This window comes from Streptomyces sp. NRRL S-31, from assembly GCF_000718775.1.
In the GTDB taxonomy this organism is placed as follows: Bacteria; Actinomycetota; Actinomycetes; order Streptomycetales; family Streptomycetaceae; genus Streptomyces.
Genome location: NZ_JOCB01000010.1, coordinates 1 through 25,667 on the forward strand (window position 1 = coordinate 1; position 25,667 = coordinate 25,667).

16 protein-coding genes and 1 pseudogene are annotated in these 25,667 nt (G+C 72.2%); 7 read left to right on the forward strand and 10 right to left on the reverse strand.

Translation table 11 applies throughout. The features are described from left to right. Positions 1-150 precede the first annotated feature (150 nt). Positions 151-923 (forward strand): annotated as a pseudogene (locus IF37_RS43405) (IS5 family transposase); the annotation flags it as partial. A 205-nt stretch (positions 924-1,128) separates the two neighbouring features. On the opposite strand, the gene IF37_RS41670 reads toward IF37_RS43405, so the two are convergent. Further along, entirely contained in the window at positions 1,129-2,382 is a 1,254-nt protein-coding gene (locus IF37_RS41670; protein WP_158727293.1) for a VanZ family protein, read from the reverse strand. A 62-nt stretch (positions 2,383-2,444) separates the two neighbouring features. Beyond that, on the reverse strand, positions 2,445-2,807 hold the full coding sequence (locus tag IF37_RS0106580) for a hypothetical protein (protein WP_030737602.1): 363 nt from the start codon (positions 2,805-2,807) through the stop codon (positions 2,445-2,447). 491 nt (positions 2,808-3,298) lie between these two features. Between IF37_RS0106580 and IF37_RS43410 the strand changes: the two genes are divergently transcribed. Beyond that, a protein-coding gene (locus tag IF37_RS43410; protein ID WP_216725829.1) for an IS5 family transposase occupies positions 3,299-4,101 on the forward strand; the annotation gives its coding sequence in 2 pieces (ribosomal slippage) (positions 3,299-3,640 and positions 3,643-4,101; 801 coding nt in all). Positions 4,102-4,268: 167 nt separating this feature from the next. On the opposite strand, the gene IF37_RS0106600 is transcribed toward IF37_RS43410, so the two are convergent. From IF37_RS0106600 to IF37_RS39100, 3 genes are read right to left on the reverse strand one after another with little or no spacing between them, the layout of a single operon-like run. Further along, positions 4,269-5,477: a cytochrome P450 gene (locus IF37_RS0106600; RefSeq protein WP_030737614.1), complete on the reverse strand. Its 1,209-nt coding sequence runs from the start codon at positions 5,475-5,477 to the stop codon at positions 4,269-4,271. A gap of 55 nt (positions 5,478-5,532) precedes the next feature. Then, entirely contained in the window at positions 5,533-7,218 is a 1,686-nt protein-coding gene (locus IF37_RS0106605) for a condensation domain-containing protein (RefSeq protein ID WP_030737617.1), read from the reverse strand. A gap of 58 nt (positions 7,219-7,276) precedes the next feature. Next, positions 7,277-12,628: a non-ribosomal peptide synthetase gene (locus IF37_RS39100; RefSeq protein ID WP_052845004.1), complete on the reverse strand. Its 5,352-nt coding sequence runs from the start codon at positions 12,626-12,628 to the stop codon at positions 7,277-7,279. A gap of 668 nt (positions 12,629-13,296) precedes the next feature. Here IF37_RS39100 and IF37_RS0106615 point away from each other — a divergent pair. Next, positions 13,297-15,849: a carboxypeptidase regulatory-like domain-containing protein gene (locus IF37_RS0106615; RefSeq protein ID WP_253915666.1), complete on the forward strand. Its 2,553-nt coding sequence runs from the start codon at positions 13,297-13,299 to the stop codon at positions 15,847-15,849. A gap of 207 nt (positions 15,850-16,056) precedes the next feature. On the opposite strand, the gene IF37_RS0106620 is transcribed toward IF37_RS0106615, so the two are convergent. Further along, positions 16,057-17,088 (reverse strand): LuxR C-terminal-related transcriptional regulator, encoded by a 1,032-nt coding sequence (locus tag IF37_RS0106620; protein WP_030737621.1) that lies wholly within the window; start codon positions 17,086-17,088, stop codon positions 16,057-16,059. A 300-nt stretch (positions 17,089-17,388) separates the two neighbouring features. On the opposite strand from IF37_RS0106620, the gene IF37_RS0106625 reads away from it, so the two are divergent. After that, positions 17,389-17,931, forward strand: coding sequence for a GNAT family N-acetyltransferase (locus IF37_RS0106625; RefSeq protein WP_030737624.1), 543 nt, complete (start codon positions 17,389-17,391; stop codon positions 17,929-17,931). 99 nt (positions 17,932-18,030) lie between these two features. Here IF37_RS0106625 and IF37_RS0106630 read toward each other — a convergent pair whose 3' ends face one another. Beyond that, a complete protein-coding gene (locus IF37_RS0106630; RefSeq protein ID WP_030737627.1) occupies positions 18,031-18,567 on the reverse strand; it encodes a hypothetical protein in 537 nt (178 codons plus the stop codon). A gap of 323 nt (positions 18,568-18,890) precedes the next feature. Here IF37_RS0106630 and IF37_RS0106635 point away from each other — a divergent pair, with 323 nt between their 5' ends. Both IF37_RS0106635 and IF37_RS0106640 read left to right on the forward strand, forming a co-directional pair. Further along, a complete protein-coding gene (locus IF37_RS0106635; RefSeq protein ID WP_037855827.1) occupies positions 18,891-19,157 on the forward strand; it encodes a hypothetical protein in 267 nt (88 codons plus the stop codon). Positions 19,158-19,465: 308 nt separating this feature from the next. Continuing rightward, positions 19,466-20,119 carry a restriction endonuclease gene (locus IF37_RS0106640; RefSeq protein ID WP_030737633.1) on the forward strand — a complete coding sequence of 218 codons (654 nt, stop codon included), beginning with the start codon at positions 19,466-19,468 and terminating at the stop codon, positions 20,117-20,119. Between the two features lie 42 nt (positions 20,120-20,161). Here the strand turns inward: IF37_RS0106640 and IF37_RS0106645 are convergent, their stop codons facing one another. Further along, on the reverse strand, positions 20,162-21,076 hold the full coding sequence (locus tag IF37_RS0106645) for a hypothetical protein (RefSeq protein WP_253915667.1): 915 nt from the start codon (positions 21,074-21,076) through the stop codon (positions 20,162-20,164). A gap of 134 nt (positions 21,077-21,210) precedes the next feature. Between IF37_RS0106645 and IF37_RS0106650 the strand changes: the two genes are divergently transcribed. Continuing rightward, entirely contained in the window at positions 21,211-23,553 is a 2,343-nt protein-coding gene (locus IF37_RS0106650; RefSeq protein ID WP_253915668.1) for a LuxR C-terminal-related transcriptional regulator, read from the forward strand. A 90-nt stretch (positions 23,554-23,643) separates the two neighbouring features. Here IF37_RS0106650 and IF37_RS0106655 read toward each other — a convergent pair whose 3' ends face one another. Together IF37_RS0106655 and IF37_RS0106660 are read right to left on the reverse strand one after the other, a co-directional pair. Beyond that, on the reverse strand, positions 23,644-24,435 hold the full coding sequence (locus tag IF37_RS0106655) for a hypothetical protein (protein ID WP_158727294.1): 792 nt from the start codon (positions 24,433-24,435) through the stop codon (positions 23,644-23,646). Positions 24,436-24,654: 219 nt separating this feature from the next. Next, positions 24,655-25,638 (reverse strand): AraC family transcriptional regulator, encoded by a 984-nt coding sequence (locus tag IF37_RS0106660; protein ID WP_030737646.1) that lies wholly within the window; start codon positions 25,636-25,638, stop codon positions 24,655-24,657. Between the last annotated feature and the right edge of the window lie 29 nt (positions 25,639-25,667).

Genomic DNA, 25,667 nt, shown 5'->3' on the forward strand with positions numbered 1-25,667 from the left:
GCAAGAACCAACCCGCATCTCCAGCGGCACGAGCACCACAAACCGGCGATCTAGAAATCGCTGGATACACGGGCAGTCCTGGCGAAAACGACCTCTGAGAGGTCGTTTCTGATGGCGTGATCGCTCGTTGAGCCGTACATGGCGGACCTGGTGGAGCGGTTGGTGCCGGACGAGTTGTGGACGCTGTTCCGGCGGGTGGTCCAGCCGACGGAGGTCATACGCCCGCAGGGCGGCGGCCGCCGTCGGGACGGGGACCGCGAATGCCTGGCGGCGATCATCTTCGTGGGCACGTCCGGTTGCACCTGGCGGCAACTGCCGCCGGTGTTCGGGCCGGCCTGGCCCACGGTCTACCGGCGCTTCGTCCGATGGAGTCAGGACCGGGTATGGGCCCGGCTGCACCGGGTCACCTTCGATGAACTCGGCGCCCGGGGCAAGCTGGACTGGTCGCGATGCGCGATCGACTCCGTCAGCGTCAGGGCGGCAAAAGGGGGCCACTGACCGGACCGAATCCGACCGATCGCGGCAAGCCGGGATCAAAACTCCACCTCATCACCGACCGATACGGCGTGCCGCTGTCGCTGGGCATCTCCGGCGCCAACATGCACGACAGCCTCGGCCTCGAAGCGCTCGTGCGCGGGATCCCGCCCATCCGCGCCCGCCGCGGCCCGCGCCGCCGACGTCCGGCCAAGCTACACGCCGACAAGGGCTACGACTACGACCACCTGTGGAAATGACTTCGCGGGCGTCGCATCCGCCACCGCATCGCCCGCAAGGGCATCGAGTCCTCCACGCGGCTCGGCCGACACCGCTGGGTCGTCGAAAGAACGGTCTCCTGGCTGGCCGGATGCCGCAGGCTGCACCGCCGCTACGAGCGAAAGGCCGACCACTTCCTGGCCTTCGTCGGCATAGCCGCAGCCCTCATCAGCGACCGCCTCGGCCAGCCGCCGCCGGATCTCCACCGTGTACCTGGTGGCGGGCAGGGCCGCCGGTGCTGCCCGCTGGCCTGGTGCCGCTTCGAATACCTCACACAGCACGGTATACATCCACCGCTTCAGCCCTTCAGGGTCTTCGCGAGGATTCACCCTGACGACCCGAAGTCACCATCAAGCGACCGGCCCGTGTGCGACCTTACCGGATAGTGATTCGTTCACCTGTTGCCGCATCGAACGCCACGTCCCGATTGCCGCTGCCTACAAGCCAGACTGGTCGCCAGTCGCCCCTGATCTGCTGAGCAAGGAGCAATGCTGATTCAGATGGCGTGCCGGTCATACTCGACGCTAGAGCCCTGGCTTTCGCTTCGTTCATTGTGACTCGCGGTAGGGCGGGGTCCTCAACGGTTTTGGCGGTGAAGCCGATGACTCGACCTGCTGCGGTGACGGTGAGATCGAGGCGCATGGGCAACAGCACGCCTTGGGCGTAACGCCGATACGTCACCTCGTAGGCGGTCGTTGGGCTCTCTCCTATGGGGCGGATCTTCCGCTGGCTGCCTGCGAAGTTTTTAGGAATCCACTTGCGAGCAAAATCATCTGCGATGGTGGCTACCTGCTCATGATTGAGGCCGCCCTCCTCACCACGTGTGTTCGAAGACCAGGCGCGATCTATATCTCTCTCAGGCCACCAACCCGAGATGCTGCCCCTGTTCGTATTGGCTGTGATCTTCAGCCGGCTTCCCTCTTTTTCGGTGACAGTCCCGAGCATCTCGACGTCATCGCCGTAGATGCCCTTCGCTACCGAGGTGATCCAGTCATCGGCTTGGACAGCAGAGCTAGTAAAGCGATGCCTCTGGTCGTCCATCGCGACGACATCGACCGATTCGATCCGAGAGTGCATAACCCATGCTGCAGACGTAGTGCCGACAGCTAGGACGAGCGCGCCCCAGAGCAGGTCACGCCCTGGCCGCCGTGGTGCTTGCCTACGCTGGTATACCCAGATGGCTCCTATCAGCGAGCCCAGCACTGCCCCGGTCACATTGGCCGTAATGTCAGACAGACTGCATGCGCGGCCGATGTTCGCCACGGACTGCACGAGCTCCACGGTTGCACTGAGGCAGCTGAGCGTTGCAGCGACTGTCACCGGGCGCCTGAAAATCAGGACAGCCAGGAAAGCTCCGGGTGCGAAGAGGGAAATGTTCAGCAATGAACCCGCGGATGTGAGCAAGTGAATCGGCATCCCGACGTCGCATTGTCCACTCTCCAAGCCGGCGTTCCCCGGCAACAGAGTCACGGTGACGATGCCGGCCAGGTATACAGCGAGGGCTGTCCTTATAGGCCAAGCTTTTCCGCGGCTTCTTGCCACGAGGGCTGTGGGTACCGCCAGCACGATGGCGAGGATCAGGAAAGAGATGACCAGCCTGGGTACGGCGGAAACAGATGCTTCGATCACAAAATGACCTTCGGGAGACGAAGTCGGGGTGCCGGTCGGCACCCCGACTGCCGCAGGGTGAGCTAGCAGACGCTGACTGGCGGAGTGTAGTAGTCGCCGGTGGTGGCCTTCATGTAGCCGACGATGGTGCAGTCGTCGACCCTCGACTTGGGCTTGCCGCCCCAACTGTGGGACAGGGTCTGGCCAGCGGAGATCGTCTTCGTCGAATCAAGGAAAAGCTCGGTCGATGTGTCCATGCCAAGACGAACGTCGACCGCGCTGCCGCCCGTCTTCTTGTATGAAGTGGAGGAGTAGTACAGGGAACAGTTGCCGGTGGCGAGGCATCCGTCGTCCGCGTAGATGGTCAGCGTTCCGTTTGACAGTGCCGTACTCTTGGATCCGAAGGCGAAAGCACTCGTCCCTGTCAGGACCAGCACGCTCGTCATGGCTGCTGTTATCAGCTTGCTTCTTAACATTTCCTTCCCCTTTCAATTTCTGCCTCTTGCGTCCCTCGCAAGATCGGCGACCTTGATCAGTTTAGATGGGGGGGAATTGGCAAAGCCAGGACAAGCGTAAAGTTGGCGGAAAGTCGATGCATGAGCGGGCGATGACAGAAATGGAGCGGATGCTGGGATTGTGGTCAGCCCAGGAGGACGGGGTGCGTGCGGCGCCGCGTCTTGCACCGGCCGACCCGCGGGACCGCCATGGCCGGGTGGTACTCCTGCACGCCCGTCCGGAACCGGCTCCAGTCTCGCTGTCGGTGAGGGTGGTCTTGTCGTACCAGGACCACCACCAGCCGGTGTCGGCGGTGATGGTGCACCGACCGGTGGCTGCAAGGCCCGCAGCGAGGTTCTGCTGGCCGAGGCGACCACCATGCCCGAGGTGCACGGACAGGTCGCTTACGACGTCGTCTCATTTGGGATCGTAGTCTTGAGGCATGACGATCGTGGAGCGGCTGGTCCCGGAGGGGTTGTGGGAGTTGTTCCAGCGGGTGGTGCCACCCGCGCCGACGCGTCCGCAGGGCGGTGGGCGGCGCCGGTACGGCGACCGTGAGGTGCTGGCGGCGATCATCTTCGTGGCCACCTCAGGCTGCACCTGGCGGCAGCTGCCGCCGGTCTTCGGCCCGTCGGGGCCGACCGCGCACCGGCGCTTCACCGAGTGGAGTGCCGCCCGGGTCTGGGCGAAGCTGCACCGCCTCGTCCTGGATGAGCTGGGCTCACGCGGGGAGCTGGACTGGTCGCGTTGCGCGATCGACTCGGTGAACATGCGGGCCCTGAAAGGGGGGAGCTGACAGGTCCGAATCCTGTCGACCGGGGCAAGAAGGGCTCGAAAATCCACTTGATCACCGAGCGGACCGGTCTGCCCCTCTCCATCGGTATCTCCGGCGCCAACCTCCACGACAGCCAGGCCCTCAAGCCCCTCGTCCGCGGCATTCCGCCGATCCGCTCCCGACGCGGCCCGCGCAGGCGCAGGCCCGCCAAGCTCCACGGTGACAAGGGTTACGACTACGACGACCTGCGCCGGTGGCTCCGCAAGCGCGGCATCCGGCACCGCATCGCCCGCAAGGGCATCGAGTCGTCCACCCGGCTGGGCCGGCACCGCTGGACCATCGAACGGACGATGTCCTGGCTGGCCGGCTGCCGCCGCCTGCACCGCCGCTACGAACGCAAAGCCGAACACTCCCTTGCCTTCACCGCCCTCGCCTGCACCCTCATCTGTCACCGCAGACTCACCAAATGAGACGACGTCTAAGGACACGGTGCGAGGAACCCACCTTCCGACGCGTCGCCGTTGACGTGGGCGTGCCCGGCCCGGTTTCGGCCTCGCGCCGCCACGGTCGCCCGCCGTGCCGGGCTTCACCGCGCGTCATGCCGGGTGAGCGCGCCGCGCCGCCGCCGGGGGCCTGCTTACCAGGTCACCGGCAGGTTGTGCAGGCCCACCAGGTTCTCGTTGTCCTTGAACGGCAGCTCCGTCACGGGCACCGCCAGGCGCAGCTCGGGGATTCTCCGGAAGAGGGTGCCGAAGGCGACCTGTAGCTCGATGTGGGCCAGTGCGCGGCCCAGACACTGGTGCGGGCCATGGCCCAGCGCCAGGTTCCGCGACGGCGGCCGGCCGATGTCCAGCCGGTGCGGGTCGGGGAAGGCCGACGGGTCCCGGTCGGCGGCGTCCAGCTGGATCATCACCCCTTCGCCGGCCCGGACCAGGGTGGTGCCGATGACGATGTCCTCCGTCGCGACGCGCGGCATGGCGTTGTGGGCGACCGTGGTGTAGCGCAGCAGCTCCGCCACGGCCGGGCCGGTGTCGTCCAGGGCCCGGAAGGCGGCCAGTTGCTCCGGATGCGCGAACAGCGCCGCCGCCCCGGTGGCGATCATGTACGCGGACGGCCCGTGTCCCGCGTGGAACAACATCTGCGTCATCGCCGCGGCGTCCTCGTGGCTCAGCTCCCCCGACCGCACCCGCTCGACCACCACCCGGCCCACCAGGCCCTTGCCCGGTCCGCGCAGTTGCGACTCCACGAGCTGGTGGAAGTAGCCCTCCAGAGTCCGAAGGGCCCGGGACGCCTCCTCGGGGGGCGTGGTGCGCGACCCCATGGTGCGACAGAGTCCGTGCAGAACCTGGCGGTCCTCCTCGTCGTCCACCCCGAGCAGGTCGCAGATGACGAGGATGGCCACCGGCAGGGCGAAGGCCGACACCAGGTCGGCCGGACGCGGTCCGGCCAGCATGGCGTCGATGGTGTCGTCGACGATCCGCTGCACCCCAGGGCGCATGGCCTCCATCTTCCGCGGGGTGAACTCCCGCATCAGCATCGCCCGTTGGGTCTGGTGCACGGCGTCCTCGCGGAACGGGTACGCCAGCACCCGCTCCAGTTTGGCCGCGGAGGACGCCGAGGAGTGCGGGAATCCGGGGAGTCTGAAGTTCCCGCTGAGCCGGGAGTCGCCCAGAGCCTGTACGGCGTCGTCGTAACGCGTCACCAGCCGGGGCCTGCTGCCGTCCCAGATCCTGACCCGTGGCAGTACGGCGGACCGCTGCGGACGCAGGTAGGCGGCGGGCGGGTCCAGTGGACAACGCGGGTCACGGGGAATCGGGTAGCCGGGGATGTCTTCCGGTTCGGTCATCGGGTCCTTGCCTCGTTCAGGGAATTCAAGGGGGTTCAGGGGAGATCAGGGGAGTTCAGGTGAGGTGAGTACCGGGCTCCGCCGGTGCGGCCGGCGCCGGGTCGCCGCCGGATGCCGGGTGCCGCGCGGCCACCGCCGCCGGTGTCGGCGCCGCGTACAGTTCGCGCAGGGTGAGAGGGATGCCCAACTCCCCGCGCAGACGGCGGAGAACCCCGGCCAACTGCGCCGAGTTGCCGCCCAGGGCGAAGAAGTCCTGGTCCGGTCCGGGCTCGGCCGCGCCCACGGCCTCGCCGAAGATGCGGGCGACGGACCGTTCCAGGGCGCTTCCGGCGGGGCAGGGCGGGGGCGGGGTCGGAGGCGGGTTCGATCGGCGTGCCCGTGCCCGCTTCACGGGGACCCCGAGCAGCCCGGAGAGAGGGCAGCCCGGATTCGCCGTCACCGCGCGGAGGACCTCCTGGTAGGCCGCCAGCACCTCCCGGACGTCCTCCTCGCGCAGGGCGTCATCGCCGTACTCCCCCCAGACCACCAAGCCGTCGTCCGGGCTCTCCTCCACCCTGATGGTCAGCTCGAACTTGCCCGGCCCGGAGTCCGCCGGCACCTCGCGCACCGCACAGCCGGGCAGTTCCAGGCGGCCCAGCGAGCCCGCGGGGTGGTGGGCGAAGTTCACCTGCACGACGGGCGAACGCAGCGGACTCCTGGGGGGAGCCAGAGCGGCGACCAACTCGTCGAACGGCAGGTCCCGGTGGCTGTGCGCCGCCGCGACGGTGCCGGCCACGCGGGTCAGCAGGTGGTCGAAGGCGGGATCGCCGGTGAGATCGATGTGCAGGGCGACCGTGTCGACGAAGAAGCCCAGAACCCGCTGGATCTCGCGCTGTTCACGGTTGGCGACCGCCAGGCCCAGCAGCAGCCGCTGTCGGCCGGCGCGGTGCCCCAGAGCCACGGCGCAGGCCGACAGCAGCACGGTGAACACGGTCTGCCGCCGAGTCCTGGCCAGGTCCCGGACCGCCGCACTCAGGTCGGTGCCCAGCACATGCCGGATCCGGCCGCCGCCCGGCGGCGAAGCCGGTCCGGGGTCCGCGTCGTCCCCGGGCTCGGCCGCCAGCTCCAAGAGCAGCGGCGCGCTCGCCAGTTCGGCACGCCACCAGTCCAGCAACCCGGCCCGCCGTGCGGAGGAAAGCCGCTCGCGCTGCCAGGCGGCCCAGTCGGCGTACTGCACCGGCGGCGGCGCCAGGGGGACCCGGCCGGACGCACCGGACAGGGCCGCCCGGTACAGCACGCCCAACTCCTCCAGCAGGACGTGCTGGGACCAGCCGTCGGCGGCCAGCAGATGGAGGGACAGCACCAGCATCCGGTCACCGGGCGCCAGCGGCACCACCGCGATCCGCAGCAGCGGCCCCGCGGCGATGTCGAACGGCCGTCGCAGGAAGGCGGCGGCGCACCGCCGGGCCCCGGCTTCACCGGGTTCGCCGGCGGGCTCGAGATCCCGGACGGTGATCCGCCCGGCGCGGCGTACGTGCTGAACGGGCCCGTGCACCGTGTCCGGGAAGACGGTGCGCAGCGCCTCGTGCCGGGCCACCAGGGCGTTCACGGCCCCTTGCAGGGCGCCGGTGTCCAACTGGCCCGTCACCCGGAACCAGCGGTCCGTGGCGTGCGCCCGGCCGGTGGGGTCCAGGGAGTGCAGGAACCACAGCCTCCGCTGGGCGGACGACATCGGGAAGACGTCACCGTCCGTATCGGTCATCGGCCGTCACCGTCCCTACCGGTCATCGGCCGTCACCATCCATACCGATCATCGGCCGTTACCCGTCCCCGCGCGTCGTCGGCTGTTTCCCACCAGCCGCGCGTCGCGGCAGCCGGCTGATCGACGGCGCGGGGGCCGGCAGCCGCGGGACGGCCGCCGCCAGCGCGGCGACGGTGCGCTCGGCGAAGACCGCGCCGAGAGTGAACTCCCTGTCCAGCTCCGCGCTCGCCTCGGTCGCGAAGCGCATCGCCTGGAGCGAGTGCATGCCCAGTTCCAGCAGGTCGTCGTGGACCCCGACCCGTTCCACCCCCAGCACTCCCGCGGCCAGCCAGGCCAGTACCCGTTCCGTCTCGTTGCCCGGCCGTGCCACAGCGGCCGTCCGCGCCGGGGCGGGCTTCGGCAGCCGCTCCCGGTCGACCTTCCCGGCCAGGGTCAGCGGCCAGGCGTCGAGCACCTCGATGGCGCTGGGCACCAGATGTCCGGGCAGCCGGTCGGCGAGCGCCTGCCGCAGCCGGGTGCCGGACAGGGAGCGGCCGGTGACGGCGACCGCGTAGGCGATCAGCCGTCGGCCGCCCCGCTCGTCCCGGTCGCCCAGCACCAGGGCGTCGGCGACGTCCGGCAGGGCGCGCAGGGCCGCCCGTACCTCTCCGGGCTCCACCCGGAAGCCCCGGATCTTGAGCTGGTCGTCGCGCCGCCCGAGGAACTCCACCACTCCGCCGGGCAGCAGCCGCCCCTGGTCCCCGCTGCGGTAGAGCCGCCCGCCCGGCAGCGGGTCGAACGGATCCGGCACGAACCGCTCGGCGGTCAGAGCGGGGGCGCCGAGATAGCCGCGGGCGACCCCCGCGCCACCGATGCAGATCTCGCCCACCACTCCCAGGGGCAGCGGGCGCAGTGCCTCGTCGACGACCACCACATGGGTGCCGGGAAGCGCGCTGCCGATCGGCACGTGCGACGCCGCGGGATCGGACCATTCCGCGGCCGGCTGGGCCGTGGCGATGACGGTGGTCTCGGTGGGCCCGTAGGCGTTGATCACCGTGGCGCCGGGTATCCGCCGGGCCGCGCGGAACGCCTCGGCGGAGACCACGTCACCGGCCACCAGCACCCGCTCCGGGCCGGCCAGCGCCTCGGGCCGGTCGCGCACCAGTTCGTGGAAGACCGCCGTCGGCAGGACGGCATGGGTCACCCCTTCGCCGGTCAGCCGCGCCGCCAGCGTGGGGATCGTCCACCCCGGCGGCAGGAAGTGGAGGGCGGCACCGTTGAGCAGCGATCCCCAGATCTCCAGCACCGACACGTCGAACGCCGGGGACGTGAGTGCCAGCATCCGGGAGCCGGGCCGCAGGTCCACGACCGCCGCCCGGTGCAGGCGCGCGGCGACCGAACGGTGCTCCACCTCGATGCCCTTGGGCTCCCCGGTGGAGCCCGAGGTGTAGCAGACGTAGGCCAGATCGTCCGGCCGTCCTTCCGGCAGCGGCGCCGGCGGAAGGTCCGCCGCCACCTCCCCGGTGGTGCCGTCCGGACGCGGACGCGGGGGCTCGTCGGCGATGAGCACCGGCAGGTCCGGGGGAACCGGCACCCGGCCCGCGAACTCGGCCGTGGTGACCAGCGCGCGGGCTCGGCCGTGCTCCACCAGGGCGGCCAGCCGGGCCGGCGGGTGACCGACGTCCAGCGGCAGGTAGGCGGCGCGTGCCGTCAGGACCGCGAGCTGGGCGATCACCAAGGGGGCGGAGAGCGGGACGCAGACGGCCACCGTGTCGCCGTGCCCGACGCCGGCGGCCAGCAAGGCGCGGGCCAGCGTGTCGGCGGCCGTCTTGAGCTGCCCGTACGTCAGGGGCTGCGGCCCCGAGGCCACCGCGAGCGCCCCGGGTGTCCTGTCGGCCCACCGGGCCACCATCGCGGGCAGCCAGCCGTCGGCCCCCTCGCGCTCCGGACCGCGGCCGGTGGCCAGTACGGCGGCCCGGGCGGCCGGGTCCAGGAGCGGAAGAGCGCTCAACGGGGTGTCCGGCCGGTCGGCGACGGCCTCCAGCAAATGCCGGTACGAGGCGACCATCCCGTCGATCAGCAACGGCTCCACCAACCCCGCGTCGAACTCCCAGGCGAGCGTGATGCCGTCCAGCGCGGTCCGCGGAGCGGGCCCCACCGGTTCCGGGGACGCGGGGACGCGCAGCACCCCGCCGGGCAGACGGGAGACCCGGCCAGGTGCGCTGTAGCGGGGCACGGCGATCACCGAGACGGCGAACTTGGCCGAGCCGTTGCTGAGCCCCTCGATGAGGGTGACGTCCAGCGGGTTGCCGCTCACCGTCCCCGGTACGGAGTCGTGGCAGGCGAAGTGGGCCTGGATGAGCGGGTTGGTGTCGGCGCTGTGCCGGGTGGCCCCCGACTCCTCCAGGATCATCTCGAAGGGCAGTTCCTGATGGTCGTACGCCTGGTGTGCCATCCGCCGCACCCGGCCGACGAACGTCTCGAAGGAGGGGTCCCCGTGCATCCGGCCGCGGAGGACCAGCGTGTTGACGAACATCCCGACCAGGTCCTCCGACTCCTGCCAGCGGCGGGCCGCCACCGCGGACCCGACCAGCACGTCGCGCGAGCCGGTGTAGCCGCCGAGCAGTACGAAGTAGACCGCGAGCAGCACCGTGAACAAGGAGGCGCCGTTGCGCTCGGCCAGTGCGTCGAGCCGGCGGGCGAGGTCGCCGGGTATCTCGACGCGCGGCGCCGGGCCGCGGAAGGAACGCGCGGCACCGGTGCCACCGTGCGGGAGGCGCAGCACGGTCTCCGCCCCGGCCAACGCCTGCCGCCAGTAAGCGCGTTGTGCGGCGGCCTCCTCGCCGTCCAGCCATTCGCGCTGCCACCGGGCGAGGTCGTAGTAGCTCACCCGCGGCAGCGGACGTGGTGCCGGGCTTCCCGCGACGTGGTCGGCGTGGCCCTGGAGCAGTTCGCGGACGAACACGTGGAAGGACCAGCCGTCGTGCACGATGTGGTGTTCCACCATCACGAAGATGTGTTCGGTGGGGGAGAGGCGTATCAGCAGCCAGCGGAACGGCGGGCCCTGTGCCAGGTCGAAGGGCTCGGCGAACGCCTGGCGCACCGCCGAGCCGACCAGTTCGGCATGTGCGGCCGGGTCCCGGTCCTCGAGGTCCAGCACCTCCACCTCGACCTGCCAGGGGTCCACCAGTTCGCACCGCAGGCGTCCGTGTTCCGACGGGAAGCGGCTGCGCAACACCTCGTGCCGGCGCACCAGGTCGGTGAGGGCCGCGTCGAGCGCGCCCCGGTCCAGCGGCCCCTCGAGCCGGACCGCCGCCTGGGAGTGGTAGGCGTGTGCCCGCGGGGCGAACTGGTGCATCAGCCAGACCCGTTGCTGGGCGAAGGACGGCACCGGGCCCTCCGAGGCGGCGGCGGCCCGGGGGCCCGGCCGTGCCGTACCGCCCCCTGCCGTCGCCAGCGCCGCGATCCGCGCCACGGTGCCGCCGTCCAGCACCTCGCTCAACGGCACCTCCACACCCAGGGCGGCACGGACCCGGGCCGCCAACTGGGCGGCGAGCAGGGAGTGGGCTCCCGCGGCGAAGAGGTTGTCATGGATGCCGATCCGCTCCACGCCCAGCAGTTCCGCCGCGATCCGGGCCACGCTCTCCTCGGTCCGGTCGCGCGGTGGGGACCAGGCCCCGGCGACGGGCCGGCCCGGGCGGGGCAGCCGGGAGCGGTCCACCTTGCCGCTGGTCAACAGGGGCCAGGCGTCGAGGACTTCGACCAGGTCGGGCACCAGGTGACCCGGCAGCTCCGCGGCCAGCGCGGCACGCAGGCCCGGGCCCGACACGGTGACCCCGGGGGCGGCCACCACGTAGCCGAGCAGGTGCCGCTCCTCAAGGCCGTCGACCACCGCGACCGCGTCCCGTACCCCGGGCCGTGCGGCCAGCGCCTTCTCCACCTGCCCCAGCTCGATCCGCGCCCCCCGGACCTTCACCTGGTCATCGGCCCGGCCGACGAACTCGATGTCGCCGCCGGGGAGCCGCCGGCCGAGGTCACCCGTGCGGTACATCCGCGCACCGGGCCGTGATCCGAACGGATCGGGCACGAAGCGCTCGGCGGTCAGCGCGGGTTGGCCGAGATATCCGCGTCCCACCCCGTCGCCCGTCACGCAGATCTCGCCGACCTCGCCGTCCGCGACCTCGCACAGGCCGTCATCGAGGAGGTGGACGCGGTACCCGGCGATGGGCCGGCCGATGGGGACCGGCGCCGCCCCGGGCGGTGCCTGGTCGACGGCGTCCGGGCTCCCGCCGGCCCGGACGGTGTGCATCGTGGTGCACACCGTCGCCTCGGTCGGTCCGTAGCCGTTGATGAAACGATGCCGGGCGGACCAGCGGCGGGCCGTCTCCGGCAGGCACACGTCACCGACGCTCGCCACCGTGGCGAGGTCGGGAAACCCGTCCGGTTCCAGGGTGCGCAGAACCGGGGCGGGCAGCACGGCGAAGGTGATCCGCCGTTCCCTCAGCAGTTCGGCGAGCGGTTCCCCGCCCGAGGTGTGGCGGGAGTCGGCGATCTCCAGCCGGGCACCGCCCGCGAGGGCGAGCAGGATGTCGAACAGCGCGGCGTCGTAGGCCGGGTGGAAGAACTGCAACACCCGGGTGTCCGGGCCCGGTTCCGCGCCCAGGTAGTCCCGTTGGGCGTGGATCAGGTTGGTCACACCCCGCTGCTCGATCATGACCAGTTTGGGTTCGCCGGTGGAGCCCGAGGTGCACATGACGTAGGCCAGGTCGTCCGGCCCGTACGCCACGTGGGGCACGGGCGGGTTGCCGCGGGGAGCGGCGAGTTTGGGATCGTCCAGGCCGCTGGAGGGGCCACCGGGGGCGAGTCCGGGATCGTCCAGGTCGCTGAAGGGGACACCGGGGACCGCCGTGTCCACACCCCGGCCGATCACCAGGACGGCCCCGGCGGCGCGCACCACCTCGCCCCGCCACACGGCGGGACTGTCCGGGCTCAGTGGCAGGTAGGCCGCCCCCGACCGCCAGATCGCCAGGATGGTCTCCACGAACCGCGGCCCCCGGTCGGCGACGACGGCGACCAGGTCACCGGGCAGCACACCGAGGGCGCGCAGCCCGGCCGCCCGGGCGTCGGTGCGCCGGCGCAGCTCGGCGTAGGTGACCTCGGTCGTCCCGTGCGCGATGGCGACGCGGGAACCGCACGCGCGCGCCGTGCGGTCGATCAGTTCCCAGGCCGGGGTCCAGGAGTCCGGTGTCGAGGAGGCGGCCGCGGTTCCCGCCGGGGTCCGGGCGGCTGTCCGGTGGCCGACGGGCGTGCCCGCGGGGCTCGGGGGCTCCGGACGGACCGCCCACGGGGTCTGTAGCCGCAACCCCTCGAGCAGCCGCTCGTACGCGGTTCCCGACTGCGGGCGGACAGGGGAGGAGGGGCCGTCGGACATGGAGCTGCCTCTCTCGGACCTCAAGGGATCGCCGGCAGACGGGCCTCGGCCCTCCGGCAGCCGGGTACTCGCGGGAGCCGTACGGCGCCGCCGGCTCACTCTCGGCAGAGCGCTCCCGACGAAGCCGACACGGGTCACAGTCGACATCATGGCCATGATCCGGCCACGGCGATCACTGTAGGGGAGGTGGTCGCACTCAGGGAAGGGCCCACCCGTCCCGGAGTCCCGGCCTGGAAGTCCCGTGCCGGAAAGCCGTGCCGAGAATGCCCGTGCCGGACATGCCCGAACCGAAGGGCGCAGCACGGACGGACGGCTGAATCCCGTGCGCCCCTTGAATCCCCTGAGAAATCCCAAAACCGGGAATCGGTCGCCATTCTCGACTCGGGAAACGCCGCCGGGCAAGTCTCGCGCAAGGGTGATCAAGTGATTCTGCGCAACTGAGAACCCGGTGGCCACCAGCCCTGACGCCACGACACGAACGGTTAACACGACCGGTATTGACAGACCGTTCATTCATTTCCGCTAATTGGCCGGAAGTGTTGGCGCGAAAGCGCTGATTCACCGGCCCACACCCCAGGGCCCGTCACGATAGGTACGTTGTGCATTCATCCTCGCTCCGAAGAGAGCGGACAACCGTCTTCCGGTCGGCCCGGCGCGGTGCCGCGGCCGTGGGACTCACGGCCCTCGCCCTCCTCGGCGTCGGCATCCCCGCGTTCGCCGCGCCGGCCCCGGCCTCCGGCCCCGCGCCGACCCGCCTCGCCACCACGCCGGGCACCGACGACACCGCGACCGCCGACCCGGTCCCCGTCTGCGGCACGCCCTCCGAGGGACACGCCTCCTGCTATGCCATGCGCTCCGCCGACCAGCCCCCGCTGCTCCGGCTCGCCGCGGCACAGACACCGCCCGGCCTCGGCCCCCAGGACCTCCGGAACGCGTACAGCCTCCCGGCCGACGGCGGTGCCGGACAGACCATCGCCATCGTCGACGCCCACGACAACCCCCAGGCGGAGGCGGACCTGGCCGTCTACCGCGCCCAGTACGGGTTGCCACCGTGCACCACGGCCAACGGCTGCTTCCGAAAGGTCGACCAGCGCGGCGGCACCGACTACCCGGCCCCGAACGACATGTGGGCCGGTGAGATAGCCCTCGACCTCGACATGGTCTCCGCTGTCGCCCCGCGGGCGCACATCCTGCTCGTGGAGACGGACAACGACGGCCTGGACCGGCTTGCCGCCGGTGTCGACAAGGCCGTGGAACTGGGCGCGAAATACGTGTCCAACTCCTACGGCCGCGCCGGCGACCACGCCGACGACCAGGAGATCTACGGCTCCTCCTACGACCACCCCGGTGTCGCGATTGTCGCGGCGAGCGGTGACAACGGCTACGGCGTCGCCTTCCCCGCGACGCTCCCCACCGTGACGGCGGTCGGCGGCACGAACCTGACGGCGGACCCGGACAGCCCGAGTGGCTGGACCGAGACCGTGTGGAAGCGCGGCTCCTACGGCCCCGGCTCCGGCTGCGCGTCGTACCGGACGAAGCCGGAGTTCCAGAAGGACACCGGCTGCCCGGGGCGGAGCGTCACCGACGTGTCCGCGGTCGCTGACAACGTTGCCGTCTACTCGACGTACGGCTCCCTGGGCACCGGCTGGCAGCGCTACGGCGGCACCAGCGCGGCCACCCCGGTGATCGCCGCCACCTACGCGCTGGCCGGTACGCCCCGCCCGGGCACCTACCCCAACGCCTACCCGTACGCGGCCGACGGCTCCGGGCTGAACGACATCACCTCCGGCGACAACGGCACGTGCGCCACCGGCTACCTGTGCACGGCGGGGCCCGGATACGACGGCCCCACCGGCCTCGGCACCCCGGCCGGCCTGGCGGCCTTCCGCGACGGTCCGAGCGGTACCCTCACGGGCACGGTGACGGACGCGAAGACGGGCGAGCCCGTCGCCGGCGCCACCGTCGGCTCCGGGCTGGACGTGGCGACGACGCGTGCCGACGGCACGTACACCCTGAACCTCCCCGTCGGGGAGACCGACGGCATCACCGCCACGGCGTTCGGCTACGCGTCCGCGGCCCCGGTCACCCTCGGCATCGCGGACGGCCAGGCCCTGACCCACGACTTCGCCCTGAAGGCCCTGCCCCGCACGCATGTGCGCGGGACCGTCCGGGACGGCTCGGGGCACGGCTGGCCGCTCTACGCACGGATCGCCGTCGAGGGCTCGCCGGAGGCACCGGTCTGGACCGACCCGGTCACCGGTGACTACGACCTCGCCCTGCCGAAGAACGCCGGCTACACCCTCGACATCACCGCCGCCCTGCCCGGCTACGAGGCGCTCACCCGCCAAGTGACGGTGTCCGGCAAGCCCGTGACGGCCGACGCGGCACTGACCGTGGACCCCGACGCGGCCACCGCCGTCGGCTACGACCCGCAACGCAAGCCGCACACCGAGGGCTTCGACTCCACCACGGCCGCCCCGCGGGGCTGGACGGTGTCGACCGCGCCGGGCAGCGACAACGGCTGGCGCTTCGACGACCCGAACCAGCGGAACAACATGACCGGCGGCAGCGGTGCCTTCGCGGTCATCGAGAGCGACAGCGGGCCGTTCGGACCGCACCAGGACACCGCGCTTGTCAGCCCCGCCTACGACCTGTCGGACGCGCAGTCGGCCGACCTCACCTTCAAGACCGGCTACATCACCAACCTCAGCCAGCAGCACATGACAGTGGACGCCAGCACCGACGACGGCACCACCTGGCACACCGTGTGGGGCGGTCCCAAGGCGGGCGGCCAGGAGGACCATCTCACCGTGAGCGTGCCGCTGCGGCAGTACGCCGGTCAGTCGTCCGTGCGGCTGCGCTTCCACTTCGTCGCGGACTGGGCCTACTTCTGGCAGGTCGACGACGTGAACCTGGAGAGCCGGACGCTGAAGCCGGTACCGGGCGGACTGACCGTGGGCACCGTGGAGGACGCCCGCACCGGCCACGGCATCGTCGGCGCGACCGTCACGGACACCTCGGGACCGGGCGCCGGAGCGCGTACCGTGGCCACCCCCGAGGACCCGGCCGTCGGCGACGGACTGTACACACTGTTCACGGCCGGGACCGGAGCGCACACCCTGCGCGCCACGGCGGACGGCTACGCGCCACTCGCCCGGCGGGCCGTGACGCACGACGACCGCGTCACCCGGCGGAGTTTCCCGCTCACCGCGGGACGATGACCGCGAGCCGGGCCACGGCGGTACGGCCGACGGGGCCCCGGCTCAGGGCGCCCGCGCCCTGAGCCCCGTGCCCGCCCGCGCCGGTCAGCCGCCGCGGTCGGGCCACGGGCCAGGGGCCGCGGGGCGTGCGGCCGGTGCCGTGTCCGACAGGGGTACGGCACCGGCACCCCGCGCTCGGGGCGCCGACCCACGAGGGGAGCCGAACGGTCAGGGCCGCCCCTCCAGCCACCCGTGCTCCGCCGCCAGCAGCGCGATCTGGAAGCGGGTGCGGGCGCCCAGCACGGCGCCCGCCTCGCTGACGTGCTTCTGCACCGTCCGGCGGCTCACCCTGAGCACCCGGGCGATGGTGTCGTCCTTCATGCCGGTGGCCATCAGACGCAGGATCTCGCGGGTCCGCGCGTCCGGCACCGCGGGCCGTGCCGCGGACCCCGGCACCGCGTCGCCGTGCGCGGGCCCCAGCCCCTCGCGCAGGCCGGCCAGCGACACCGGCACAGCCCGTTCCCACACGCTCTCGAATAGCGCCACCAGCGCTTCCACCAGCGCGGGCGAGTGCACCACCAGGGAACCCGCCGCGGGCCGGTCCCCGCGTACCGGCAACAGCGCGGCCGTCCGGTCGAACACCACCAGTTTCACCGGCAGCCGTGACGCGAGCCGCAGGTGCCCGCCCTCCGCCGTACCGCGCAGCGCCGTCTCCAGCGACACCGCGTCGGTGAAGCCGTCCGTCTCGTACACCGACCGCATCCGCACCCCGTCCGACACATCCAGATCCCGGGCGGCTGCCCGAGGACCCGCGACGTACGGGGGCTTGGCCAGGTGCAGCACCTCCGACGTGCTTCCCTTCAGCAACTGGCCGTAGCGCGCGGACACCTCCTGCTCATGCTCCAGTACCTCCACCACGTGTGCGGCGCGCGGTCCGGACACCTCTTCGTACACCTCGTGCAACCGCTCCACCAGTGCCTCGGCGCCCGCCAGTTCGGCCCGGCGCCGGGCCAGCAGCGCGCCGAGCGACGCCCGCGGAGGACCCGCCGCCCACCGCGCCGACCCGCCGCCGACGCGCAGGGCCAGCGAAGCCTCGACCAGTTCCCGCAGCGCCGCCTCCGCCGTCGCCACGGGCACCCCCACCGCCTCCGCCACCTGGGCAGAGTCCGCCGACGCCACGGTGACCAGGTACTCCAGCACCCGCCCGCCCAGCGGATCGAGGCCGGTCCCCGACCAGGCGCTGTCCGGCATCCCATCCATACGTTCCGACACTCCCGTGCGCCGCATGCCGGGCCACCCGAGCGGAGGCGATGTCCATGCAGCAGCCGTCATTCTCCCGCGCGGGACCGACTCGCTCATGACCACCGCGGGCACCCGGCCGCGCGGCGACGCGGCCGGAGAGACAATCCGTGCCGATCCCGTATGAACCACCTGACCGCGAAGGTCCCCGGAACGTAGTCTCCGCGGACGGCAGGTGGCAAGCACATGCCCCGGTCCCGGGGTCGCCCGCCGTCGGCGACGGCGGGCGACCCCGGGGACCCGTCCGGGTAGGGTCGGGCCATGCCCGAGCTGAAGCGGCTGCACGCCGAGCACGCCGCGGCGGTCCTGGCCTTCGAGCTGGCGAACCGCGCCTACTTCGCGGCCTCGGTCCCCGACCGGGGCGACGACTTCTTCGACCGGTTCACCGACCGGTACGACGCCTTGCTGACCGAGCAGGAGGCCGGCATCTGCGCCTTCCACGTGCTCGTCGCCGAGGACGGCTCGGTACTCGGCAGGTTCAACCTGGTCGACATCGAGGACGGCACCGCTGAACTCGGCTACCGCGTCGCGCGGCACGTCGCCGGTCGCGGGGTGGCGACCGCGACCGTCCGGGAGCTGTGCCGGCTGGCGGCGGCCCGGCACGGACTGCGCACCCTGCGGGCGGCCACCACCCACCGGAACGCCGCCTCCCGGCGGGTGTTGACCAAAGCCGGGTTCGTCCCCGTCGGCCCGGCCGACCCGGCCCACCTCAGCGGCGAGCCGGGCACCTGGTACCAGCGCGACCTGCCGCACCAGCCGTACGGCGCGCTGGTACCGGACGGACGACCGCGCAGCGGGCCGTAGGGGGCCGGTCCGCACGCCCCGGCCCGGGCGCCCCGGCCTCGGTGGTCGAGCAGGCCGTCATCGGTCCGGGGACGGACGTGTCCCGTGTGAACCGGTCCGTCAGTGCTCGCCGACGCCGTCGAGGGCCTCGGTGATCAGACGGGTGGCGAAGTCCTGGTCGTCGGTGATGCGGTTGATGTGCTCCGCCAGCAGCAAGGCGGTGCCCTCCAGGCCGGTCATCTCCTCGTCGGTCCAGTAGCCGTACTGCCGACGCCACAGGCCGGGGCTCAGACCGGTTCCCGCGGCGACGACCAGGCCGGCCATCGTGGGGATGACCTCGGGCGGGAAGCTCTTGGGCATCAGGCGCATGGTGGCCACCAGGCTCGGCACCACGTACTCGACGGGGTCCTTGCCGTGACTCTCGTGAGCCTTGCGGAGCCAGGTCATGAACATGTAGATGAGGGTGCAGGTGCCGTCCAGCAGGTCGTCCAGGTCCGCCGGGTCCAAGGACGCGGTGAAGTGGGCTGTCAGCGCCCGCTGTTCGGCTCCCTGCTCGCTCCGGCCGTCGTAGATGGCCTTGAGGTGGGAGTCGATCACCATGAGCACCGCGCCGACATCGCCGACGGGAGCGTACTGGGGGTCACAGGGCGATGGCACGGAAATGCCTCCTCATCCGGCCGACGCGTGGCCGGCGTGGTCACGGAAGTACTATGGCGGGCGCGGAGGTCACCCGGCGGCTGATCCCCGATCTCCGGCGAACGAGCACGCCGTGCCCGCCCCTCGGCCCCCGCCGGTCAACGAGCACCCGCCGCCCCGGACACGACCGTGCCTCCGCCCGGCTCCGCTCGCGCACCGGACCACGTCCCGCGCGCGCCGCGCTCCCCGAGGCGTCACATCGAAAGTCCTGTCGCGTCGCCCGTTTCGGTGATCTCCGGCCCGATGGACACCACGGCGGCCACGGCCGACGCCAGACTCCGGGCGTGCCCGACCCCCGTACCGATCCCCCCTCCGAGGACGCCCCCGATGGGCCGCGCCGAACGACGGCCGGCACCGGGAGGGTCCGGTTCCCGCTCGTACGGTGGCTGCTCGCCCCGCGTACGACGTGGCAGGCGGGGCGCCTGGCCGCCGGCTTCGGCGCTGGGATGGACGCGAAGACCGCGTGGGCGATGGCCCGACTCGCGCGACACCCGGAGGAACACGGCTGCGCCATGGCCCACCTGGACGACGAACGCCGCGCCCCGGACTGAGCGGAGGACCGGTCCGGAGGGAACCGTTCGGCTCCGCGGACTCGGCGCCCCCGGCCCCCGCGGCGGCGCGCCCGGCGACCCGTACGTCACCGTGCAGGCGCCGACCGGCCGTCACACGGTATCCGGCCAGGTCCGACGGGTTCGTGCCATTCGTCCGTGACGTGCCTCCGGCATCATCGCGCCCCGGCTACACAAGAGGGCCGGGGCGGCGTGCTGCCACCCCCGCCCGGTGGGGTGCTCGTGCGGGGAGGTCTGGACGATTGCCGACGATCAATGGTGCGGCGGCGGCACGTCGAAGGCGCCGGCGGTTGAGGAAGCGGACGCGCGGGCAGGTGCGGGGCTGGGCCGCGGTGATCGCCGCCGGGTGGGTGGCCGGGCACTGGGCGGCGGTGTGGCCCGTCCTGGTGGCCGTACTCGCCGCGGCCCTGGTGGGCGGGGCCGGATGGGCGCTGCTGCGAGCGCACCGGCTCGCGGTCGCCCGGGACCGCACCTGGCGGGCGCGGGAAGAGGCCGGGGCACGGGAGTTGTCCATGGTCCAGGTCGACGCGTTGTCGTGGCAGGAGTTCGAGAGGTACGTCGCCGGTCTGTGCCGGCGGGACGGCTGCACGAAGGTCGTCGTCAGCGGCCGGAGCGGCGACCTGGGCGCGGATGTCGTCGGCTACCTGCCCGACGGCCGCAAACTGGTGGTGCAATGCAAGAAGTACGCGCCGCACCGGAGCGTGTCCTCGCAGGACATGCAGAGGTTCGTCGGCACCGCCCGCCCCGAACACGGCGCCGACGTAGCCCTGTTCGTCACCACCGGCGGCTCGTTCACGAAGGCCGCGCTGGGCCTGGCGCTGCGCCAGGACATCGTCGCCGTGCACCGCGACCTGCTGGGCTCCTGGGGCAGAGGCGCTCGGCTGGAAACCCTGATCCCGCTGAACGGAAGCGGCGGCGGCACCGGGCGGAGACCGCCCGCCTGACACCCGCCGCCCGCCGGGCCCGCCACCGCGTCCCACCCGCCGTCAGCGCTCGAGCCCTTCGTGCCGCTCGCCGAACAGGGCGGGGCCGCGGGCGAGCAGGATGCCCAGCGCCGCGTAGTCCGATCCGGGGCGGTGTGCGGGCATGAACACCTCCAGCCGGTTCCCCTCGGTGCGGTAGCCCGCCTTCGTCGCGCGGGCCGACAGCGCCCGGCTGCCGACGTGCGCGGCCAGCCCCCGCACGTCGAGCCGGACACCCTTGCCCGGGCCGGCGGAGACGAGGGAGACCCGGGACCAGGGCACCGGCCCGGGGAAGGGGGCGAGAGTCAGCCCTTCGCCGGTGAAGGTCAAGGCGCCCCAGCGGACTTCACCGCCCGCGCCGAGCTCGTCCAGACGGCGTTGCGCGAGGGCCTCGGCAACGGCTCGCGTGGCGGTCGCGACGAAGGATTCGCCGGTGTCGGGGGTCGCCCGCGAGAACAGCCCCCAGAAGCCGGACTCCTCCCGCACCTTGACGTAGTCCAGGCCCCTGAGACGGATCCGGCCGCCCGCATAGGGCCGGATCACGGTCTTGAGCACGTCGTGGGAGTGTGCCAGGTTGATGTGGACGGACACCCGGGTCGAACCGACGGAGGCGATCTCCTGCCACGTGTACCGCAGCGTGCGGCGCCCGGGCCGGCGCAGCTCGAAGCCGTGCTCGTACTCCCGGACCCGGATCCGGGTGTGCCGCACACACAGGGCGACACACACCGCGCCCGCCCCGAACACGGCCCAGAACGCGAGGCGGAACGAGGACTCCTCGTCGTAGGAGTCGCCGGCCTGGGTGCACAGCACGATGAACGAGATGACGAGCGGGACCAGCAGGGTCAGGGGCCTGCGCGGAAAGGTCCCCTGGTAGGTCCACACCCGCTCGCCCAACTGCCCGGCCCGCTCCCGCCCGGCCGCCGCGCCTGCCGACAACACACACCTCCCGTGATCGTCCGATACCGCCTCGCCGAGTCTCGGGCGGGTGGGCGCGCGGGACAACGGGAGAACTACTCAACCCCGAGCCTCCGCGGTGCCGGAACCGTCGCCGTGCGTCCGTAAGATGGCCGCTCATGGAAACGGACGCAGCCATGGGGGCGTTCGCCGGCCTCGGCGGTGAACTGACACCCCTGATCGGGCGGCGGACGGAGACGGCGCAGATCACACGGCTGCTCTCCGGCGCGCGCCTGGTCACGCTCAGCGGGGTCGGCGGCGTGGGCAAGACCCGGCTGGCGCTGCGTGTGGCGGCGGACGCGGCGCGCTCCGCCTTCCCCGACGGCGTGTACGTCGCCGAACTCGCCGACCTGCGGGACCCAGAGCTGCTGGCACCCGGCGTCCTCGGCACCCTCGACGTGGCGAACCCGGGACGCCCCGGAGCCGACGCCACGGCCGCCCTCGCCGCCCGGCTCGGCGAGCGCCGCGCCCTGCTGGTCCTGGACAACTGCGAGCACCTCATAGACGCGTGCGCCCGCCTCACCGACGCGCTGCTGCGGGCCGCACCCGGACTGCGCGTCCTGGCGACCAGCCGTCAGCCGCTCGGCATCGTGGGCGAACACGTCTTCCCCGTGGAGCCGTTGCCGGTGCCGGACGCGGACGCGGCGCACAGTGTGCGCGCCCTGAGCGGCAATCCGGCCGTCGCGCTCTTCGCCGACCGGGCCGCCGCCGTGCTGCCCGGCTTCGCCGTGACCGAGTCCGACGCCGCGGCCGTCGCCGAGGTCGTACGCCGTCTGGACGGGCTGCCCTTCGCACTCGAGCTGGCCGCCGCCCGCATGCGGAGCCTGACGCCCCAGGAGATCCTGGAGCGGCTCACGGACCGGTTCGCGCTGCTGACCGGAGGCAGCCGCGTCGCCGCCGACCGGCAGCGCACCCTGCGCGCGCTGATCGACTGGAGCCACGAACTGTGCACGGAGCGCGAGCGGTTGCTGTGGGCGCGGGCCTCGGTGTTCCACGGCGGTTTCGACCTGGAGAGCCTCGAACGGGTCTGCGCCGACGCCGAACTGCCGCCCGCCGCCCTGCTCGACACCCTGGACGCGCTCGTGGCCAGATCGATCGTCAACCGCCGCCAGGAGCACGGGCGTTCGCGTTACCACATGCTGGAGACGGTACGGGAGTACGGGCACGAGCGGCTGGCCGCGTCCGGCTCGCTCGACACGGTCCGCGGCCGCCACCGGGACCGGTACGCGGAACTGACCGCACGAGCCGGGCAGGAGTGGTTCGGGCCCCGGCAGGTCGACTGGTTCACCCGGCTGCGCCTGGACCACCCGAACCTGCGCGCGGCCCTGGAATTCTGTCTGGAGCGGCCCGGACAGGCGCGGGCCGGTCTGGCCCTGGCCGTGTCGCCCCGGCACTACTGGATCACCGCGGGCGTGCTGTCCGAGGGCCGCCGCTGGCTGTCGCGGCTGCTCGCCGCCGACCACGCGCACGGCGACGGTGACGACGCGGCCGGCCCGGACGCCGCCGTCCGCGTACAGGCCCAGGTCACCGAAACGTATCTGGGCATCCTCCAGGGCGACCCGGAGGCCGCTGTACGGCGCGCGCTCGCCGCGTGCGAGGCGGCGGCCCGGCGCGGCGGCCACCGGCTGGAGTCGGCGTGGGTGTGGCACCACCACGGCATCCTCGCCGTCTGGCGCGAGGACTTCGCGAGCGCCGCCCGGCTGTTCACACGAGCGCGCACCGAGTTCGACGCGCAGGGCTGCCTCGACGCGGCCCTCGAATGCCAAGTCAAGTTCGCCATCGCGCACGCCTACGGCGGGGAGGTCGCCGCGGCCGACGAGGCGTGCGGCGAGGTCGAGGCGGCCGCTCGCGCACACGACGAGTCATGGCTGCACGGCATGGCCCTGCTCGCCCGCGCCCTGCTGGCCCGGCGCGCGGACGCGCCCGCCCGCGCGATCGCGCACGCCCGGGCGGCCATCGTCCGGCTGCGCCCGTTCCAGGACTGGTGGGACGTGGCCATGTGCGTGGAGGTCATCGCGTGGAGCACCCAGGACTCCCCGCGGCGCGCGGCCCGCCTCCTGGGCGTGCTGCACATGGTGTGGGAGTCGGTGGGCGGGCGGCTCGGCTCGGCGCCGTTCATGCGCGCGCAGCATCTGCGCTTCGAAGCCGCGGTACGGGAGGCGCTGCCCGCCACCGCCTTCGACCGGGAGTTCCGCCGCGGTGCGCGCGCCACCGTGGACGAGGCGATGGCCTGGGTACTGGACGACACGACCGGGGTGCCGGGGCTGACGCGGCGCGAGAGCCAGGTCGCGGAGCTGGTCTCCGAGGGCCTCACCAACAAGGACATCGCGGCGCGCCTGACGATCGCCCAGCGCACCGCGGAGAACCACGTCGAACGCATCCTGGGCAAACTCGGGTTCACCTCGCGCACGCAGCTGGCGGTGTGGGCCTACGAGCAACGCGAGAAACCTGCTGGGGGTTGACGGCGGGCGGAGGCCGAGGCGGACTTCCTCCGGCGGCTCCCGCGTCACCGAGCGGACGCGGTGCCGCGCACCACGTGCACACCGACGGGTTCAGCGATACGCCCTGCCGCGTACGTAGGCGATGACGAGGGTGATCGCGGTGACGGCGCACACCAGCATGCCGATGCTCAGCACGGCGTAGCCAGCCTCGCTGATGCCCGGCTCGGTGGTCCTCACCATGGTCATGCCCCCACCGGCGGGGATCCGGTGTTCCTTGTCCGGGTGAGCCGTGATGTAGAAGAGCATCGCGGCGATCGCCGCCGCGCACGCCGCGGCCCCCACCAGCGGCCAGCCGCCCGCCCGGCCGTACCAGGGGATCCGCGGCTTCAGAGCGACGTGCGGGCACCGGGTCAGCAGCACGCGTCCCAGGTCGCCGGCGCGCCGGGCGAGCCCGTCCGTCCGGAGCCGGGTGCCGTCGTCGAGGCCGATCTCGATGCGGTAGCCGTTGCCGAGCCGGGTCGCGATGCCGTTCACCGCGTCGCCGTCGACGTGCAGCGAGGTGACGCGGTTCCAGGACCAGCCCGCGACGCCCCTCTGCGAACCGTGGACCAGGCCATCCTGGCGCACCTCGAAGTACTCGCCGCGCTCGCCGCGCAGAGCCCGCCCGGCCTGGGTCACCGCGATCGCCACGGCGCCCAGCGCGAGGCCGAGCAGCAGACCGATCGCCCTGTTGCTCCCGGCCGACCCCTCACCGGCAGCCGACCAGCCCCACGCGCCCAGCCAGCCGGACGGGACGGCTATCAGCAGTGCGCAGCCCGCGTTGACCCACCGCTTTTGATGGTCCACCGGGTGCCGGCTGACCACTGGGCCGAGGTCACCGAACGCGTCTGATCCTCCAGTCACCGGAGAAGTCAAACATCCGGGCCGTCGGCTCGACAAGATCGGGCGCTGGAACGGTAGTTGGGTCTGGTCCGGGTGATCCACGAGACGCTCGCGCGAGATCCCGCAATGCCGCCCCGGACAGTCAACCCACCGCCGACCCGGTTACCGGACAACGGACTTCGTCCGTCCTGGGACAGGGGCGGCGCGAACAGCGGGGCCTGGGGCGGCGTGGAGTCGCGTCTACTCGGAGTGAAGCGTCGCGCGGTTGCGGTAGTCGCTGGGTGGCATGCCGTATGCGGTGCGGAAGGCGCGGGTGAAGTCGGCGGCTCGGGGGAAGCCCCAGCGGGCGGCGATGGCGTGGATGGGGACGGTGCGCAGCCCGGGCTCCGCGAGGTCGTGGCGGGCGCGTTCCAGGCGCTGGGCGCGGATCCAGGCCGCGACCGTCTCCTCCTCGTCCGCGAAGAGGCGATGCAGGTAGCTGGGGGAGATGTGATGTGCCGCGGCGATGGTGCGCGGGGTCAGCCGCGGGTCGTGCAGGTGCTGCCGGACGAAGGCGCGGATGCGCAGGACGAGGGTCTGCCGGTGCGTCTGCGACGGCAGCGAGTCGTGCGTTCCGAGAGCGTTCGCGAGCAGCGCGGAGAGCAGGTCCACCACGAGATTACCCAGACGGGGTCCGTCGGCCGGTCGGTAGGAACCGGTGCCGTTCGCCAGCTGAGTGAGCAACTGCGCCAGCAGAGCGCCGAATCCTTCTTCCACCGACAGCCTGAGCCCGGGCAACCGGTCGCGTAGACGCTCCGGAACGGGCAGCAGCGCCAGAGGCACTTCGAGCCCCACGCCCCGATGCCGCCCGTCGCTCCCTGCGACGGGACGAACCTCGAACGGGTGGGACGTATCGAGGACGTTCAGACTGCGCGGGCCGTACGACGCCTCGTCCCGCTCCCTGCTGACGTACAAGGACCCCTCGAGCGGGAGTGTGAGGTGCAGTCCCTCGGGGTCGGATTTCCGGATCAGCTCGGGAGTACGCCGGAAGATCACCGGCTGGAACGACGACGGCCACACTGATACGGACCCGAGGTCCACCGTCCGCTGGAAGACCCGGAAGTCATCGCGGTGGTCGCTGATCAGATCCACCGGCGCGTGTGTCCGACCGACCAGTGTGCGCCAGCTGTCGAACCTGTCCGCGGCCGGCACGTCCTCACTCCGGTAGACCGATTCGACCAGCATCGCTGCTTTCCTTCCTTGTGCGGTGGTAT

What these genes read in the sequence shown, in the direction of transcription:
- IF37_RS0106600 (WP_030737614.1), bottom strand. Translation starts at nt 5,477, where the DNA reads ATGACCGAACCGGAAGACATCCCCGGCTACCCGATTCCCCGTGACCCG.
- IF37_RS39100 (WP_052845004.1), bottom strand. Translation starts at nt 12,628, where the DNA reads ATGTCCGACGGCCCCTCCTCCCCTGTCCGCCCGCAGTCGGGAACCGCG.
- IF37_RS0106620 (WP_030737621.1), bottom strand. Translation starts at nt 17,088, where the DNA reads ATGGATGGGATGCCGGACAGCGCCTGGTCGGGGACCGGCCTCGATCCG.
- IF37_RS0106625 (WP_030737624.1), top strand. Translation starts at nt 17,389, where the DNA reads ATGCCCGAGCTGAAGCGGCTGCACGCCGAGCACGCCGCGGCGGTCCTG.
- IF37_RS0106660 (WP_030737646.1), bottom strand. Translation starts at nt 25,638, where the DNA reads ATGCTGGTCGAATCGGTCTACCGGAGTGAGGACGTGCCGGCCGCGGAC.
- IF37_RS0106650 (WP_253915668.1), top strand. Translation starts at nt 21,211, where the DNA reads ATGGAAACGGACGCAGCCATGGGGGCGTTCGCCGGCCTCGGCGGTGAA.
- IF37_RS0106580 (WP_030737602.1), bottom strand. Translation starts at nt 2,807, where the DNA reads ATGACGAGCGTGCTGGTCCTGACAGGGACGAGTGCTTTCGCCTTCGGA.
- IF37_RS0106605 (WP_030737617.1), bottom strand. Translation starts at nt 7,218, where the DNA reads ATGACCGATACGGACGGTGACGTCTTCCCGATGTCGTCCGCCCAGCGG.